This is a genomic window from Acidisoma sp. S159, from assembly GCF_009766125.1.
Lineage (GTDB): Bacteria > Pseudomonadota > Alphaproteobacteria > Acetobacterales > Acetobacteraceae > Acidisoma.
Genome location: NZ_LMUG01000067.1, coordinates 315,926 through 330,876, shown reverse-complemented (window position 1 = coordinate 330,876; position 14,951 = coordinate 315,926). Strand labels below are relative to the sequence as shown.

At 64.3% G+C, this 14,951-nt stretch carries 19 protein-coding genes; 15 read left to right on the top strand and 4 right to left on the bottom strand.

Annotation, left to right across the window (positions count from 1 at the left end):
* The 3 genes from GSQ92_RS24245 to GSQ92_RS24235 form a co-directional block, all read left to right on the top strand.
* On the top strand, positions 1-136 hold a 136-nt coding region (locus GSQ92_RS24245; RefSeq protein WP_159014207.1), incomplete at its 5' end, for a putative PEP-binding protein.
* A 118-nt stretch (positions 137-254) separates the two neighbouring features.
* Positions 255-1,118 carry a glycosyltransferase family 2 protein gene (locus tag GSQ92_RS24240; protein ID WP_174246719.1) on the top strand — a complete coding sequence of 288 codons (864 nt, stop codon included), beginning with the start codon at positions 255-257 and terminating at the stop codon, positions 1,116-1,118.
* Positions 1,115-1,816: a TVP38/TMEM64 family protein gene (locus GSQ92_RS24235; protein ID WP_158805163.1), complete on the top strand. Its 702-nt coding sequence runs from the start codon at positions 1,115-1,117 to the stop codon at positions 1,814-1,816. Before GSQ92_RS24240 ends, GSQ92_RS24235 begins: the two co-directional genes overlap by 4 nt.
* Before the next feature lie 140 nt (positions 1,817-1,956).
* On the opposite strand, the gene gluQRS is transcribed toward GSQ92_RS24235, so the two are convergent.
* Positions 1,957-2,817: a tRNA glutamyl-Q(34) synthetase GluQRS gene (gluQRS, locus tag GSQ92_RS24230; protein ID WP_174246718.1), complete on the bottom strand. Its 861-nt coding sequence runs from the start codon at positions 2,815-2,817 to the stop codon at positions 1,957-1,959.
* A 142-nt stretch (positions 2,818-2,959) separates the two neighbouring features.
* Here gluQRS and GSQ92_RS24225 point away from each other — a divergent pair, with 142 nt between their 5' ends.
* The 3 genes from GSQ92_RS24225 to GSQ92_RS24215 all read left to right on the top strand — a co-directional run bounded on the left by GSQ92_RS24225 (position 2,960) and on the right by GSQ92_RS24215 (position 4,674).
* A complete protein-coding gene (locus GSQ92_RS24225) occupies positions 2,960-3,628 on the top strand; it encodes an alpha/beta hydrolase (RefSeq protein ID WP_158805162.1) in 669 nt (222 codons plus the stop codon).
* A 143-nt stretch (positions 3,629-3,771) separates the two neighbouring features.
* Positions 3,772-4,332 carry an HNH endonuclease gene (locus GSQ92_RS24220; RefSeq protein ID WP_159014143.1) on the top strand — a complete coding sequence of 187 codons (561 nt, stop codon included), beginning with the start codon at positions 3,772-3,774 and terminating at the stop codon, positions 4,330-4,332.
* A 9-nt stretch (positions 4,333-4,341) separates the two neighbouring features.
* Positions 4,342-4,674: an antibiotic biosynthesis monooxygenase gene (locus tag GSQ92_RS24215; protein ID WP_158805274.1), complete on the top strand. Its 333-nt coding sequence runs from the start codon at positions 4,342-4,344 to the stop codon at positions 4,672-4,674.
* Between the two features lie 176 nt (positions 4,675-4,850).
* On the opposite strand, the gene GSQ92_RS24210 is transcribed toward GSQ92_RS24215, so the two are convergent.
* Positions 4,851-5,339, bottom strand: coding sequence for a 2-oxo-4-hydroxy-4-carboxy-5-ureidoimidazoline decarboxylase (locus GSQ92_RS24210; RefSeq protein WP_158805151.1), 489 nt, complete (start codon positions 5,337-5,339; stop codon positions 4,851-4,853).
* Between the two features lie 197 nt (positions 5,340-5,536).
* On the opposite strand from GSQ92_RS24210, the gene GSQ92_RS24205 reads away from it, so the two are divergent.
* The 9 genes from GSQ92_RS24205 (at position 5,537) to GSQ92_RS24165 (ending at position 13,313) form a co-directional block, all read left to right on the top strand.
* The gene (locus GSQ92_RS24205) at positions 5,537-6,643 is read left to right on the top strand and encodes a sugar ABC transporter substrate-binding protein (protein WP_158805150.1); all 1,107 of its coding nucleotides are present in this window, start codon (positions 5,537-5,539) and stop codon (positions 6,641-6,643) included.
* 70 nt (positions 6,644-6,713) lie between these two features.
* A complete protein-coding gene (locus tag GSQ92_RS24200) occupies positions 6,714-7,718 on the top strand; it encodes an ABC transporter permease (RefSeq protein ID WP_254065847.1) in 1,005 nt (334 codons plus the stop codon).
* Positions 7,715-8,506, top strand: coding sequence for an ATP-binding cassette domain-containing protein (locus GSQ92_RS24195; RefSeq protein ID WP_158805149.1), 792 nt, complete (start codon positions 7,715-7,717; stop codon positions 8,504-8,506). The genes GSQ92_RS24200 and GSQ92_RS24195 overlap by 4 nt, the downstream gene beginning before the upstream one ends.
* Before the next feature lie 285 nt (positions 8,507-8,791).
* Positions 8,792-9,349, top strand: a complete 558-nt coding sequence (locus GSQ92_RS24190; RefSeq protein ID WP_158805148.1) for a NifU family protein — start codon at positions 8,792-8,794, stop codon at positions 9,347-9,349.
* A 350-nt stretch (positions 9,350-9,699) separates the two neighbouring features.
* Positions 9,700-10,305, top strand: a complete 606-nt coding sequence (locus tag GSQ92_RS24185) for a malonic semialdehyde reductase (RefSeq protein WP_254065863.1) — start codon at positions 9,700-9,702, stop codon at positions 10,303-10,305.
* A gap of 57 nt (positions 10,306-10,362) precedes the next feature.
* On the top strand, positions 10,363-10,812 hold the full coding sequence (aroQ, locus tag GSQ92_RS24180; protein ID WP_158805146.1) for a type II 3-dehydroquinate dehydratase: 450 nt from the start codon (positions 10,363-10,365) through the stop codon (positions 10,810-10,812).
* Entirely contained in the window at positions 10,809-11,276 is a 468-nt protein-coding gene (locus GSQ92_RS24175; RefSeq protein WP_158805145.1) for an acetyl-CoA carboxylase biotin carboxyl carrier protein subunit, read from the top strand. Before aroQ ends, GSQ92_RS24175 begins: the two co-directional genes overlap by 4 nt.
* Before the next feature lie 8 nt (positions 11,277-11,284).
* A complete protein-coding gene (gene accC / locus GSQ92_RS24170; protein WP_158805144.1) occupies positions 11,285-12,625 on the top strand; it encodes an acetyl-CoA carboxylase biotin carboxylase subunit in 1,341 nt (446 codons plus the stop codon).
* A 7-nt stretch (positions 12,626-12,632) separates the two neighbouring features.
* Positions 12,633-13,313 (top strand): hypothetical protein, encoded by a 681-nt coding sequence (locus tag GSQ92_RS24165; RefSeq protein ID WP_158805143.1) that lies wholly within the window; start codon positions 12,633-12,635, stop codon positions 13,311-13,313.
* 213 nt (positions 13,314-13,526) lie between these two features.
* On the opposite strand, the gene GSQ92_RS24160 is transcribed toward GSQ92_RS24165, so the two are convergent.
* Positions 13,527-13,745 (bottom strand): hypothetical protein, encoded by a 219-nt coding sequence (locus GSQ92_RS24160; protein ID WP_158805142.1) that lies wholly within the window; start codon positions 13,743-13,745, stop codon positions 13,527-13,529.
* A 127-nt stretch (positions 13,746-13,872) separates the two neighbouring features.
* Entirely contained in the window at positions 13,873-14,913 is a 1,041-nt protein-coding gene (gene cysK / locus GSQ92_RS24155) for a cysteine synthase A (protein WP_158805141.1), read from the bottom strand.
* Positions 14,914-14,951 lie beyond the last annotated feature (38 nt).

The window sequence follows — 14,951 nt, the reverse complement described above, 5'->3', positions numbered from 1 at the left end:
CGGCGATCCGGCCTCGATCGCCTTCTGCCAGGAGGTCGGGCTCGACTATGTTTCCTGCAGCCCATACCGCGTGCCGGTCGCCCGCCTGGCCGCCGCACAGGCCGCACTCGGCGTGTCACGTGACCGCACTGCCTGAACTGTGACAAACACGGCCATCTTCTGACCATTCTCCGGGGGTTTTCTACGACTTAACGAGGGTTCGGCGGGCAATCCCTGTCCCGCCGTCCTGGTTAGAGCAAGGAGTCAGAAGACCGATGAGCCAGGCGATGAGTTCGTCTCAGTTTTCCGGTCTGCCCCTGATTTCGGTCGTCGTTCCGGTCAGGAACGAGGCGCCGAATATCCTGCCGCTGATCGGCGAGATCCGCGCGGCCCTCATCGGGACGCCCTACGAGATCATCTATGTCGATGATGGCAGCACGGACGAAACCCCTCAGCGTCTGCGTCAGGCTCTCGCCGAGGGCGCGCCGCTGCGCATCATCCGCCACCGCACCAGCGGCGGGCAGAGCTCCGGTGTTGTCAACGGCGTGAAACATGCGCGTGGCACCTGGATCGCGACCCTGGACGGCGACGGCCAGAACGACCCAGCGGCCATCCCCGAGATGCTGTTACGTGCGCAGCGCGAGGAGAAGGCCGGGACGCAACCGATCCTGATCGCCGGCTGGCGCCAGAAGCGGCGCGACAGCTCGGCCAAGCGTCTTGGCTCGCGCTTCGCCAATAAGGTGCGCGCGGCCATCCTGAAGGACGCGACGCCCGATACGGGTTGCGGCCTGAAAGTGTTCCGGCGCGACGCGTTCCTGGAAGTGCCGCATTTCGATCACATGCACCGCTACCTGCCGGCGCTGTTCATCCGCGCGGGTGGCCGGGTGATCTCGGTTCCGGTCAATCACCGGCCGCGCACCGAGGGTAAGTCGAATTACAACAACTTCCAGCGCCTGCGGGTCGGCATCGTCGATCTCGCCGGAATGTATTGGCTGCAGCGCCGCTGGAAGCATCCCGAGGTTGAGACCACGCCGCTGGAAATCGGCATCCCCAGGGTGGCGGCTGAAACAGCCCTCCTCGACACCGCGACGGCCGCTGATCATACACTCGGCACGGCAACGATAGGACAGCGGGCATGAGCGCGCATTCCGGCCCCGCTATCTCCGGCGCGAGCGCGCGGCCGGAGGCTTGGCGGCTCTTCGTCAAGCCGCTCGGCCTACTGGTCGGGCTGGTGATCGCGGGCGTCGTGCTCAAGACGCTGGCCGGCGGCGTCAAGGGCGGTTTTCTCCAGCACTACGTCATGGGCCATGGGCTTCAGGGCGAGATCGTCTTCGTGGCGGCGGGCGCGTTGCTTTGCGCCGCCGGATTGCCTCGGCAGGCCGTGGCCTTCGCTGGCGGCTATGCTTTCGGCCTCAAGCTTGGTCTGGCGCTTGCCATGGTGGCGCAGGTTACCGGCTGCGTGATCGACTTCTTCTGGGCGCGAGCCTTCGCGCGGGAGTGGGTGCGCGGGCGTCTTGGTAGCCGACTGGCTTGGCTCGATCGCAAGCTTGGCTCGCAGCCCTTCACCGCGTCGCTCACTCTTCGGCTACTACCGGTCGGCAATAACGTCGTGCTGAACCTGCTGGCGGGGCTGTCATCGGTGCGGCCGCTACCGTTCTTTCTTGCCTCGGTCCTGGGCTATCTCCCGCAGACCCTCGTCTTCGGGCTGCTCGGCAGCGGCGTGCAAGTGTCCCATACGACTCAGATCGCGCTTGGTATCGCCCTCTTCATAGCCTCTGCGGGACTTGGCGTTGTGTTGATGCAGCGGTCTCGCCGGTTGGAGCCTTCGCTGGCTTAAGGACTGCGTTCGGGCGTGATGATCACTGCGGTCCAAGGATCCGTCATGGCACGCGAAGGCGTGGATGCCCGGCCTTGGCCGAGCATGACCTAGTGGGACATACCGCTCCAGATTCTGCCCGAGCGCGTATAAACATATGTTTATACGCGCTCGACCATTTCTAGCACTTCGGCCGGCGTCATGCCACTCTGTCGTAGCGCCCGCAGGCTGAGCGACCCGTCCCGCTTTGCCAACCGGCGACCAGTGCTGTCCAGCATAAGCGGATGATGAGCGTAGCGCGGTTCGGGCCAACCCATGAGCACCTGTAGCAAACGGTGGATGTCGGTCGCGGCGCGTAGGTCCTCGCCTCGGGTGACGACGCTGACTCCTTGAAACGCATCGTCATGAGTCACGCAGAGATGGTAGCTCGCGGGCGTCTCCTTGCGCGACAGCACGACATCGCCGAAGGCGGCGGGATCGCAGCGGATCGTCCCACACCCATCTTCCTCGTAGGTCAGCGGTCCGGTGGTAGCGACCGCGTCGTTCATACGCAGCCGCCAGGCATGGGGCTCGCCCCGGGCGATGCGGGCGGCGGCAAGCGCCAAAGGAATAGCGGCGCAGATTCCCGGGTAGATCGCACCCTCCGGCCCATGCGGCGCCGCATCCGCCGCAGAGATTTCCCGGGCAATCTCTTCGCGCGTGCAGAAGCATGGGTACAGCAAACCCCGGCTCCGCAGAGCATCGAGAACCCGAGCGTATTCCGCGAAATGCTCCGACTGGCGGCGCGGCTCGCTATCCCAGTCGAGACCCAACCACGCGAAATCCTCGAGGATCGCGGCCTCATATTCCGGCTTGCAGCGAGTGGTGTCGATGTCCTCTATTCGCAGGAGGAAGCGGCCCCCAGCCTCCCTCGCGCGCCGCCAGGCAAACAGGGCCGTGCGAGCGTGGCCGGCGTGCAGCAGCCCGGTGGGACTCGGGGCGAAACGCGTGACGATGGGTGCGGAGCTTAGCGAAGTCTTCACCGCGTACTAGTCACCGGTCGTCTCGTCGTATCACAACACATGCCTGTTGGATGACGATATCGAGTTTCTGTCTTCAGGTCTGTAGGGCACAAGGGCGTTGCCGTCATCGATCTCCGGTCCACACCCTACAGGAATTACGGAAATGTCTGTTCTGAGCGGCCCCCGCTTCGGTCCAACCGCCGGTGGCCGGGCGCAGGGTCTCGTGGTGCTATGTCATGGCGTCGGGTCGGATGGTGACGACCTCATCTCTCTTGCGCCCATGCTGGCGGCGAAGCTGCCCAATATCCTCTTCGCCTCACCGCACGGACCGGAGCCCTACGACATGGCGCCGTCCGGCCGGCAATGGTTCAGCCTCGCCGACCGAAGGCTTGCGCCGATGGAGGCCGGGGTGCGGATCGGGCGTCAGGCGCTGGACCAATACGTCGATGCTACGCTCGCCGAATTGCATCTCCCAGCAACCGCCTATGCGCTCGCTGGTTTCAGCCAGGGCGCGATGGTGGCGCTGTTCGCGGGGCTGCGGCGAGCCGCCGCGCCGCGTGCCATTCTCGCCTATTCCGGCATGCTGCTTGGTCCCGACAAACTTGCCGAGGAGATGGCCAATCACGCGCCGGTTCTGATGGTGCACGGCGAACAGGACGAGGTCGTACCGGCCAATATGAGCCGCATGGGCGCGAAGGTGCTCGAACGCTTGGGTGTGCCCACGCACCTCGTTCTGCGACCAGACCTCGGCCACAGCATCGACAACGCGGGCGTCGCGGAGGGGGTTGCGGCCTTGGCTAAGGCTTTCGCGAGACCCGCCCCTGCCGCATGACGAGGGCGTGACACAAAGGGCGCGGTGCTTGCTCCGCCCGGTGGGCTTTGCAATAGTCGCTAACGGATTCGGCGGCGCACCACATCTGGCGGGTTGAGCGGCTTTTCACCCACCAGATATCGCCGCGGGTGAAGGAGCGGCGATTGCCTGACGGCGGCCAGCACTATCCAGCCTTGGTCCTGAACGCGGATTTCAGGCCTCTTTCTTATTTTCCGCTATCCGTCTGGTCCTGGCAGGATGCTGTCAAGGCGGTGTTCCTGGATCGCGTCTCCGTTCTCAATGAGTATGAGACCGAGGTTCACTCGCCGAGCCTGACGATGAAGCTGCCGAGCGTCATCGCGCTCAAGGACTATATCCCCTCCTCCCGGCGCCCCGCCTTCACGCGCTTCAACGTGTTTCTGCGAGACGGCTTCGCCTGCCAATATTGCGACGAGCGGTTCCCGACGCCGGAACTGACCTTCGACCACGTCATCCCGCGTTGCCGAGGTGGGCGGACGACCTGGGATAATGTGGTGACCGCCTGCGGCGGGTGTAATTTGCGCAAAGGTTCCCGCCTGCCGCGCGAGTGCCACATGGTGCCGCGCCGCACGCCGCGGCAGCCAACCACCTGGGAACTGCAGGAAACCGGGCGCGCGTTTCCGCCAAACTATCTACATCAGAGCTGGCGCGACTATCTCTACTGGGATAGCGAGCTGGAGAACTGACCTATGGCTATGTTCGTCGCAATGAACCGCTTCCGCGTCATCAAGGATGAGGTGGCGGCTTTCGAGCAACGCTGGATCGGGCGCGACAGCCAACTCCACACCGTGCCCGGCTTCGTCAGCTTCAACCTGCTGCGGGGACCTGAACGCGAGGATCATATCCTCTACGCCTCCCACACGATCTGGAAGTCGCCAGCCGATTTCGAGGCCTGGACCCGGTCGGAAGCGTTTCGCCAGGCCCATGCCGGGGCCGGGCAGGCGAAACCACTCACGCTTGGGCACCCGGATTTCGAGGGGTTCGAGGCGGTGGGTGGCGCCGAGCGACAGGACGTGGCGGCGCAGTAAGGCGCCTATTACTGGAGCGCTACCCCTCGTCATGGCACGCGAAGGCGTGCCATGACGCCTTCTTCGTCGGGCAAGCAAGGCGTGGATGCTCTGCCTTCGCAGAGCATGACGAGGTAAACAGTGGGCGCTGCTCAAACAATGGATGTGCTGCGCTAGGCGGCTCCAGTGCGAGTCACCTAGGCAGCCCGTTCGCCTCCCGGTCCATCCGCGACGAGGCGATCCAGACGTGCGCCGATAATCTTCACAATTTCATCAATCGCCGTCTGCCGCTCCTCGGCCTCGGTCGCGTGGAGGCGCGCCCGGAGTGCGGCTTTGACGGCCTCGTGTGAGCGACCTCCATCAGGCGCCATGATGAAGGGCTGGCCAAATCGCGCTTCGTAAGCTGATCGCCGCTTAGCGGTCTCAGCATCGTCCTTGGGCAAACTCGGCGCGGCCGCGAAACAAGCCAGCAACGCCTTCTGATCTTCCTCGGGCGCGTTTCTGACCACCGCGGTCAAGGCGCTGAGCATGAGGTGGCGCGACGCGAAAGGCCGCTGCCCTGCCAACCGCGGGGCAATCCAGCCGCTGCCGCAGAGATCGCTGAAAGCCTCGACGAACTCCTCCGTCGGCATCTCGTTCACGGCCGCCATCGGCTGGCGTCCGGAACCGTCTTCGGGTGTCGTCATGGAAGTCTCCCTAAGGATACACGGCCGGTCACTTGTCCGACCATTGACAGGGCAAAAGCTGGCGCTTCAATGTCTCCTCGCAACGGCAGCCAGGTCGTGGCGCGTGGGCGGGTTCGAGCGCCCCCGTTTTCAAGCAAAAACCCCGTCTGGCGGCGTGGCCTCAGGTCGCGCCGGATCAGCGGTCACGGAGGGACACTATGGATTTGGATCGCGATCAACAGACGCCAAGCGAAACTGTCGAGGAATCTGCGGCGCCGCAGGGGTTACAGCGGCGCGGCATGCTGACGGGTGCCATTGCCGGCTCCGCCGCCGCTCTGCTCGCGGGTGTGGCGAGGCAGGCGCGCGCTGCCTCCACCGCCTTCCCGGAGCATCCGCGCTGGAAGTTCGTCTTCGTCAATCACGTGACGACGAACCCCTTCTTCGTGCCGACGCAATACGGCATCGCCGATGCCTGCGCGCTGCTGGGATGCACCTATCAATGGACCGGATCGCAAACCAGCGATGCCGCCCAGATGGTCAACTCCATGAATGCCGCCATCGCGGGCAAGGCGGATGCCATCGCGGCATGCCTTGTCGATCCGAAAGCCTTTGACGGCCCGACAGATCGCGCCCTCGCCGCCGGCATTCCGGTTTTCGCCTATAATGCCGATGTGCCGCTGGGCAGCTCCAACAAGCGCCTCGCCTATATCGGGCAGGATCTCTACCAGGCCGGCTATCAGATGGGCCTGCGCATCGCCGACGAAGTGGGCTCCGGCAAGGTGGCGCTATTCATCGCGACACCGGGCCAGCTGAATATCCAGCCGCGTTTCGACGGCGCCAAGGCGGCGATCGCCAAGTCCGGCAAGGACATCACGATCGAGGAAATCGCCAGCGGCCCGACGGTCAATGAGGAGATCAGCAAGGTCAAGGCGTATTACCTCGGCCACCAGGACGTGAAGGGCATGTATGCCGTCGATGGCGGCACCACCCTCGGTGTGGCCGAAACGATGGCGCAGTATGGCCTCGTCGCGAAGGGCGTGCATGGCGGCGGTTTCGACCTGCTGCCGAAAACGCTGGAGCTGATCAGCCAGGGCCAGATGGATTTCACCATCGACCAGCAGCCCTACCTCCAAGGCTTCTACACGGTGCTCGAGATGTTCCTGTTCAAGGCATCCGGCGGATTGGTTGGACCGGCCGATATCAATACCGGCCTGAAGTTCATCAACAAGGACGGCGTGAAGCCCTATCTGGCGACGAAGACTCGCTACGAGGGCAATTCTGGCCAGCAACAGATCGTAACGTCGTCCGGCCCGATCTCCGGCTGATTATGGAGGCGAGCGGTTCATCCGCTCGCCTCATCCGGCCTTCGGGCGGCTACTGCGTATTGGAATTATCGTGAGCGCACATCAACAGCCTCTCTCTGCGGGCCCCGGTATCGCCGCGCGGACCCTGCATGGCTTCCTACGTTTCCGCGAAGCCAGCATCGTCGTCGTGGCGATTTTGCTGATTATCTATTTCGAGATCTCCAACAGCAATTTCATTACGAACGCCAATCTTCAGACTCTGTCGCAATTCATCTCCGCACCGGTAATTATCGCTTGCGGCGAGATCATGCTGCTGATCTGCGGCGAGATCGACCTGTCGGTGGGCATGGTCTTCGCCATCGCGCCCTTCATCATGTATTTCTGCGCGACCTCGCTGGGTCTTCCGATCATCATTGCGATGCTGATAGCGCTCGCCGTCGCGGGTTGCATCGGACTCATCAATGGCTTCATTACCGTCAAGCTTCGGGTGCCGTCCTTCGTCACGACGCTCGGCACATTGTTCCTGATCAATGGCCTGACGCTGACGATCTCCAAAGGCTTCCCCGTCGATACGCCCGGCAGCCCAGCCTTCGCCAAGATCATGGGAGCGGCGGGTTATGCCGAGATCATCTGGGCGGTGATCATCGTCGCCATCATGCATGTCGTGCTGCGCAATACGCGCTGGGGGCTGCATACAATCGCGGTCGGCGGCAATGTTCTGGCCGCCGCCGAATCCGGCATCAACGTGCCGAAGATCAAGATCGGCAATTTCGTGCTGACCAGCGTGCTGGGCGCCTTCGCCGGCATCGTGGAAGCCTATCGCATCGGCTCGACCGACCCGCTCGCGGGCGGCACGAATATGATGTTCCTCGCGGTCGCGGCCAGCGTCATCGGCGGAACCTCGCTGATGGGCGGCTCAGGCACTATCATCGGCGGGTTGGTCGGCGGGCTTGTGCTGGGCGTGCTGCAGGACGGTTTCACCATCGACGGCATCAATGCCTATACCTTCGACATGATCATCGGCGGCGCGATCCTCATCGCCATGGTCTTCAACATCCATGTCGCGCGGCTGCGTCGCGCAGGGCGGAAGCTATGAGCCAAGCAGCCATCGGCTTGCCGCCGGCCACCGGTCCCGAAGCGCTGCGGGCCGAGAATATCGTCAAGCGTTTCGGCGCGGTGACGGCGCTCAATGGCGTGTCGCTCTATCTCAAGCCCGGCGAGATGCTGGGCATCCTGGGCGATAACGGCGCGGGCAAATCGACGCTCATCAAGATCCTGACCGGCTTCCAGTCGCCGACCAGCGGAACAATGACGGTGGATGGCAAGCAGGTCGCGCTGAAGTCGGTGGATCACGCGCGGGCGCTCGGCATCGAATGCGTCTACCAGGATCTGGCGCTGATCCCGGGCTTGTCGATCTACCACAACATGTTCCTCAACCGGGAGCCGCTGCGGCCCTGGCCCTTCCGGCTGCTCGACAACAAGAGCATGCGGCGCCGGGCCGTCGAGGCGCTGGAGGATATCGGCGTCAACATCCCCTCGGTCGATGAAGAGGTGGCGATGCTGTCGGGCGGACAGCGGCAGGCGGTGGCGATCGCGCGGGCGGTCTATTCCAATGCCCGTATCCTGTTGCTGGACGAGCCTCTCGCGGCGATGGGGGCCCGTGAATCCGGCCTGATCCTGGATTTGATCGACCGGCTGAAGAAGCGTGGCGACCTATCGTTGATCATGATCGCGCATAACTACGCGCAGACGCTGGAAGTCTGCGATCGGGTGATGCTGTTCCAGCATGGCGAGGTAACCTTCCAGGCCAAATCGGCCGAGACCTCGGTGCCGGAGCTGCTAGAAGTGGTGAAGCGCAACTACAAGATCGTGCGCGGCGCCTGAGAGACCATTTGAAAATGCGCTGCCCGCGCATTTTCCGAGTCTGCGCCGGCCCTCACCCCCACCCGGTCACCCATCAGCATACTGTCGTGGGTGGCCGGATGGGGGCGAGGGCCCGCGCAGACTCAAACGGTCCCTGAGAGACTAGCGGAGCCCTGCCGGAAGCGTCTGGCAGACCTCCGCCCGTCAGCTTCGTCTTGCATTGCCGCACGCCGAGGAGGATGAAGGGTACCGGACCAGCGGGGTCCTGTATCCCGCGCATATCCCTCCCGGAGCGCCGAAACCGCCATGTTCATCGAGACTGAAGGCACCCCCAATCCCGCGACGCTTAAGTTTCTGCCCGGGCGGGACGTGATGGGTGCATCCACCGCCGATTTCGCGAGCCCCTACGCCGCGGATCGCAGCCCGCTGGCGAGCGCGCTCTTCGAGCTGCCCGGCATTTCGCGCGTCTTCCTCGGCCAGGACTTCATCACGGTCACCAAGACCGAGGATGAGGATTGGGCGGAGCTTAAGCCGCAGGTGCTCGGCACGCTGATGGAGCATTTCCTCTCCGGTCGCCCGGTGGTGAACGAAGCCGCCGTGATCGCCGAGGAGGAGATCCTCCCCGAGGACCGCGAGATCGTCGACCAGATCAAGGAATTGCTGGATACGCGGGTTCGCCCGGCAGTCGCAAGCGACGGCGGCGACATCGTGTTCCATGGCTATCGCGATGGCGTTGTGAAACTGCACATGCAGGGCGCCTGCAGCGGCTGCCCCTCCTCCCGCGCCACGCTGAAGCACGGCATCGAGAACATGCTGCGCCACTACGTGCCGGAAGTGACGTCCGTGGAGCAGGTCGAGCTTTAGGCATCGGGCTGCGGTCGCCGGAGCAATCGGGCTTACCCGCCGCGAAGGCGCGCTATCCGCGAAGTCCGGCCGGCATTGCCCGAGGCGGGGCGCGTGCTATCACTCCGGCTTTCGTGGAGACCGGTGCGATGGCTGAGACGCTTGAACCTGAAACTGCCAGCGTCGCAAAAGCAAGCGCCGAGCACGTCTCCGTAGAAGCTCCTGTCGTGCCCACCGGCGATGAGGACATCGTTTTACCGCACGAGCCCGAACGCGTGGCTGCCGTCGATGAGCCTATCGTGCCGACCGGCGACGAGGATATCGCCTTCCCGACTGAGCCCGAGACCGAGATCGAGGCCGCGCCCGAGGTCATCCCGGCGCCTGACTTCACCGAGGCCGACCGTGAAGTCCCCGGCCTCCCGCTGCTCTTTATCGACGCGCGGACCCCGATCGGCTGGACTGACCGTCCGGTCGAGGACAGCACCCTCCGCCGGCTCTACGATCTCGCCAAGCTCGGGCCGACCTCGGCCAATTCCTCGCCTGCCCGTTTCCTGTTCCTGCGCAGCCGGGAGGCCAAGGAGAAGCTGCGGCAGACCCTGTCGCCGGGCAATGTCGAGGGCGTCATGGCCGCGCCGGTCACGGTGATCGTCGCCTATGACCCGGTTTTCTACGACAATCTCTTCCGCCTCTATCCGCAGGCCGATGCGCGGTCCTGGTTCGCCTGGAACGACGAGTTCTCGCAGGAGACCGCCTTTCGCAACGGCACGCTGCAAGGCGGCTACCTTATCGCGGCGGCACGCCTGCTCGGGCTCGACTGCTGGCCGATGTCGGGGGTCGATACCAATCGCGTCGACCAGCTCTTTCTCGACCCGCGCGGCTGGCGGTCCAACTTCCTGGTGTCGCTCGGCTATGGCATTCCGCCCGAAGGCCCACGCAACCCGCGCCTCACCTTTGACGAGGCCTGTGAGCTTCTCTGAGGGCGGCACGGGCGGGAAGCCATTGGCCCCGGCAATCCGCTATGCTAGGCGCGGGTGATGGTCGCCCCTCTCGTTGCCGTGCTCAACGGCCCCAACCTCAACATGCTCGGCTTGCGGCAGCCGCAGATTTACGGTGCCGCGACGCTCGATGACATCGAACAGCTTTGCGCTGAGACAGCCGAGGGCCTCGACCTGGCGATCGATTTCCGCCAGACCAATGGCGAGGGCGAGTTGATCTCGTGGGTCCAGGAATGCCGGGGACGGGCACAGGGGATCGTGATCAACCCGGCCGGCTACAGCCATACCTCGGTCGCGCTGCTCGATGCGCTGCTATCTACGGAGTTACCCGTCATCGAGGTGCATATCTCGAATATCCATCGTCGGGAGCAATTCCGGCACCATTCTTATGTGTCGACAATGGCAACGGGTGTGCTGTGCGGATTCGGAACACATGGTTACGCCCTGGCATTGACCGCGATGGCCCGGCTGCTGGAGGATCGTTCATGAGCCGGTTGTCGTTCGAGCCCGAGGATATCCGCGAACTCGCCGCCATTCTCGACGAAACGGGCCTGACCGAGATCGAGATAGCGGAGAAGGATCGCCGCATCCGCATCGTGCGGACGCCGGCCACCGTCGCTATGCACCATGCACCCGTGGCTGCCGCACCGCCGCCTGCTCCGGTCGCTGTCCCACCGCGCGCCCTGCCGGAAACCATCGCAGAACCCGAGGTTGATCACCCGGGCGCCGTCGCCAGCCCCATGGTGGGTATCGCCTATCTTTCCTCCGATCCTGAGACACCTCCGTTCGTTACTCTTGGGCAACGGGTGGAGGCTGGCCAGACGCTGCTTCTCATCGAAGCGATGAAGACCTTCAACCAGATCAAGGCGCCGCGCGCGGGCACTGTCTCCCAGATCGTGGTGCGCACCGCGACACCGGTGGAGTTCGGCGAACTCCTCATGATCGTCGACTGACACACGCGATGTTCCGCAAAATCCTGATCGCCAATCGCGGAGAAATCGCGCTTCGCATCCAGCGCGCCTGCCGCGAGATGGGGATTGCCTCCGTCGCCGTGCATTCGACGGCCGATGCCGACGCGATGCATGTGCGCCTCGCGGATGAAAGCGTCTGTATCGGGCCGCCGGCGGCGCGGGACAGCTATCTCAACATACAGGCAATTCTTTCTGCCGCGAGCGTCACGGGGGCCGACGCCATCCATCCTGGCTATGGCTTCCTCAGCGAGAATGCTAGCTTCGCGGAGATGGTGGAGGTGCATGGCTTCGCCTTCATCGGCCCCTCGGCCGACCACATCCGCATGATGGGCGACAAGATCGCGGCCAAGACGGCGATGATGCGGCTGGGCGTGCCGCTGGTGCCGGGATCAGATGGCGCCTTGCCCGATCTGGAAGCGGCGCGGGAAGTCGCGTCCCGCATCGGCTACCCGGTGCTGATCAAGGCGGCGGCGGGCGGTGGCGGACGTGGCATGAAGGTCGCGCCGACCGCCGCCGACCTCTCCGAAGCCTGGTCCGTGGCCCGCGCGGAATCCAAGGCGGCCTTCGGCAACGACGCCGTATACATGGAGAAGTATCTCGACCGGCCGCGCCATATCGAGATGCAGGTGCTCGCCGACACCCACGGCAATGTGGTTCATTTCGGAGAGCGTGACTGCTCGCTGCAACGCCGCCATCAGAAGGTTCTGGAAGAGGCCGGTTCGCCTGCTTTGTCCGCCGAGCAGCGCGACGCGCTGGGTGTGACAGTGACCAATGCGCTCAAGGAACTCGGCTACCGCAACGCCGGGACACTCGAATTCCTGTATCAGGACGGGCAGTTCGCCTTCATCGAGATGAACACGCGTCTGCAGGTCGAGCATCCGATCACCGAAATGGTCTGCAACGTCGATCTGGTGCGCGAGCAGATCCGCATCGCCGTCGGGGAGCCGCTTGGCTACGCGCAGGAGGACATCCAGTTCTCCGGCCATGCCATCGAATGCCGCGTGAATGCCGAGGATCCCGAGACCTTCATGCCCACGCCGGGCGTGGTGAGCGTCTACCATCCGCCGGGCGGACTCGGGGTGCGGGTCGATAGCGCGCTCTATGGCGGCTACCGGGTGCCGCCTTATTACGATTCGATGATTGCCAAGCTGATCGTCCACGCGCCCAACCGCGCGCAGGCCATAGCGCGCATGCGGCGTGCGATCGACGAGTTCGTGGTGAGCGGCGTCAAAACCACCCTGCCCCTGCATCGCCGGATCCTGGACGATCCGACCTTTCAGGCTGGCGACTACACGATCCACTGGCTCGAGCGTCTCGTCGCGGGCGGCTGAGTGGCCGATGGACCCGCATCCCAAACGCCGCCCCCGGTGGCGCCTGCCGACGGGTCTCGCGGCGCTCTCATTGCTGCTGTTGCAGGCGTATCCCGTGAAGGCGGCTGACCACGCGGTCGCGTGGCCTGACAACCCGGCGTCGCGGGCCGAGGCCGAGTTCCGCCTAAAGCGCCTCGAAAACCTATTGCTGACGCAGCCGAGCGCGACGGCGGTGCTCGAAAGCTGGTGCAAGACCTACCAGATCGCGCGGGACCCTCGCGTCATTGCCGAGCGGCCACCGGCTCCGGATAAACCCGCGCCGCCCGATGTGCGGACCCACCTCCGCATCACCTCGGGCGAGACGATCCACTACCGGCATGTTCGTCTGCTATGCGGGGGCCAGTTGCTCTCGGAAGCAGACAACTGGTACGTCGCCGACCGGCTTACGACCGAGATGAACCGGCTGCTCCAAAGCACCGACACGCCTTTTGGGCGGGTCATCAGCGCGCTGCATTTCCGGCGGACGACACTGTCGTCGCAAGTTTTCTGGTCGTCGCGTTCGGCGGCGCCGGATATTCGCGGGGATCTCGCCTTCCCCGCTCACGTCATCACGAACGAGGCGGTTCTTCACGCCGTTTCCGGGCTGCCGATCGCGGAGGTCGTCGAAAGCTATACCGCCGGCGTGCTGGGCTCGCCGCCAACCCGATAGGTTGGGCTGGGTGTCTTTGGTACTGAGCCGTACTCACTCGACCTCGTCATGCTCGGCGAAGGCCGAGCATCCACGCCTTCGCTTGCATGACAAAGGCGGGGCCGTCGCCGCAAGGCGTGGATGGCATGCCTTCGCATGCCATGACGAATCTTTGATCGCGGTTGAGGCCTCGGGAGCCCCGGCGCCTTATCCGCGCCGAGCTCCCGTTACAACTTAGCGGCGGTAGTGGCCGGCCGCGATCGCAGGGATGTCGTTGCGGCTGAAGCCGAGTTCCTGCAGCTCGCGATCCGTGTACATCGACAGCTCCTTGGAGATCCGGCGGCGCTCCTTCGCTTCTGCGAAGCGAGCCTGGATGCTGAAGGTCACGGCGCTGACGCTGTCGGCCAAAGCGCGGCCGATGCTGCGGTGACGAGAATGGGTAAGAGATGCCACGGCTAAATGCCTCCTCGGCATGGTTATGCTGCGATGCAACATATGTCCGAGGGCCCTGACAGTCTATGCCGCAGCGCAGCATCCAGCCATGCAATAGCGTCACAACTTCGTTATAGCGACCTAGCCTTTACAGTCCGGCGAAGAGATTCGTGGAGAGATAACGCTCGGCCGAGGAGGCCGCGATCGCCACGATGTTCTTCCCCTCATTGGCCGGATCCTTCGCCAGCCGCAGTGCCGCATGGAGTACGGCGCCCGAGGAGATCCCGATCGGGATGCCCTCAAGCCGCGCACAGCGGCGGGACTCCTGCATGGCATCCCGCTCCGAGACCGGAATTACCTGGTCGATCCGCTCCATTTCGAGGTTGATGGGGCAAAAACCAGGCCCGATGCCCTGGATCTCATGGGGCCCGGGATCGTCGCCCGAGAGCACTGCGCTTTCCGCGGGCTCGACCGCGATGATGCGCATGCCAGGCCGCCGGGCCTTTAGAACGCGTGCGATGCCCGTAAGCGTCCCGCCGGTGCCGGCGCCGGCGACGACGATATCGACCTCGCCGCCCGTATCCGCCCAGATCTCCTCGGCGGTCGTTGCTGCATGGATGGCCGGGTTGGCCGGATTGTCGAATTGCCGCGCCATCCACGAACCCGGTGACTTCGCAATGATCGCCTCGGCCCGGCTGATCGCCCCGGCCATGCCCATCCGCGCGGGCGTGAGTTCCAGGGTCGCGCCCATGAAGCGCAGCATCTTCTGCCGCTCGATGGAGGCGGAATCCGGCATCACCACGGTCAGCGCATAGCCCTTGGCGGCCGCGACGAAGGCGAGGGCAATGCCGGTATTGCCGGACGTCGGTTCGACGATGAGGCTGCGGCCAGGCTCGATCAGACCATCCCGTTCGGCGGCCTCGATCATCGCCAGGCCGATGCGGTCCTTCACCGAGCCCAGCGGATTGAGATATTCGAGCTTGAGGAGCACGTCCGCGCTGAGGCCATCCTCAGCCTTGAACCGTGCGAGGCGAATGAGTGGCGTGCCGCCGATGGCATCGAGAATGCTGCCATAAATCCGCCCGCGCGGCACCGATACGGCGTGGGCGGCCCGTGCTTGTTCGTTTTCTCGCGCAATTTCCGTCGACCGGCCTTTTTTCCTGCCAGCGACTCCTACCGAACCCGTCATTGTCCTATATAACCCTCGGAGGAAGTGAATTTCTTAGC

Excerpts from the sequence above, each read along its gene's own strand:
- GSQ92_RS24240 (WP_174246719.1), top strand. The coding sequence starts at position 255 with ATGAGCCAGGCGATGAGTTCGTCTCAGTTTTCCGGTCTGCCCCTGATT.
- GSQ92_RS24235 (WP_158805163.1), top strand. The coding sequence starts at position 1,115 with ATGAGCGCGCATTCCGGCCCCGCTATCTCCGGCGCGAGCGCGCGGCCG.
- GSQ92_RS24225 (WP_158805162.1), top strand. The coding sequence starts at position 2,960 with ATGTCTGTTCTGAGCGGCCCCCGCTTCGGTCCAACCGCCGGTGGCCGG.
- GSQ92_RS24215 (WP_158805274.1), top strand. The coding sequence starts at position 4,342 with ATGTTCGTCGCAATGAACCGCTTCCGCGTCATCAAGGATGAGGTGGCG.
- GSQ92_RS24210 (WP_158805151.1), bottom strand. The coding sequence starts at position 5,339 with ATGACGACACCCGAAGACGGTTCCGGACGCCAGCCGATGGCGGCCGTG.
- GSQ92_RS24205 (WP_158805150.1), top strand. The coding sequence starts at position 5,537 with ATGGATTTGGATCGCGATCAACAGACGCCAAGCGAAACTGTCGAGGAA.
- GSQ92_RS24195 (WP_158805149.1), top strand. The coding sequence starts at position 7,715 with ATGAGCCAAGCAGCCATCGGCTTGCCGCCGGCCACCGGTCCCGAAGCG.
- GSQ92_RS24190 (WP_158805148.1), top strand. The coding sequence starts at position 8,792 with ATGTTCATCGAGACTGAAGGCACCCCCAATCCCGCGACGCTTAAGTTT.
- aroQ (WP_158805146.1), top strand. The coding sequence starts at position 10,363 with ATGGTCGCCCCTCTCGTTGCCGTGCTCAACGGCCCCAACCTCAACATG.
- GSQ92_RS24175 (WP_158805145.1), top strand. The coding sequence starts at position 10,809 with ATGAGCCGGTTGTCGTTCGAGCCCGAGGATATCCGCGAACTCGCCGCC.
- accC (WP_158805144.1), top strand. The coding sequence starts at position 11,285 with ATGTTCCGCAAAATCCTGATCGCCAATCGCGGAGAAATCGCGCTTCGC.
- GSQ92_RS24165 (WP_158805143.1), top strand. The coding sequence starts at position 12,633 with ATGGACCCGCATCCCAAACGCCGCCCCCGGTGGCGCCTGCCGACGGGT.
- cysK (WP_158805141.1), bottom strand. The coding sequence starts at position 14,913 with ATGACGGGTTCGGTAGGAGTCGCTGGCAGGAAAAAAGGCCGGTCGACG.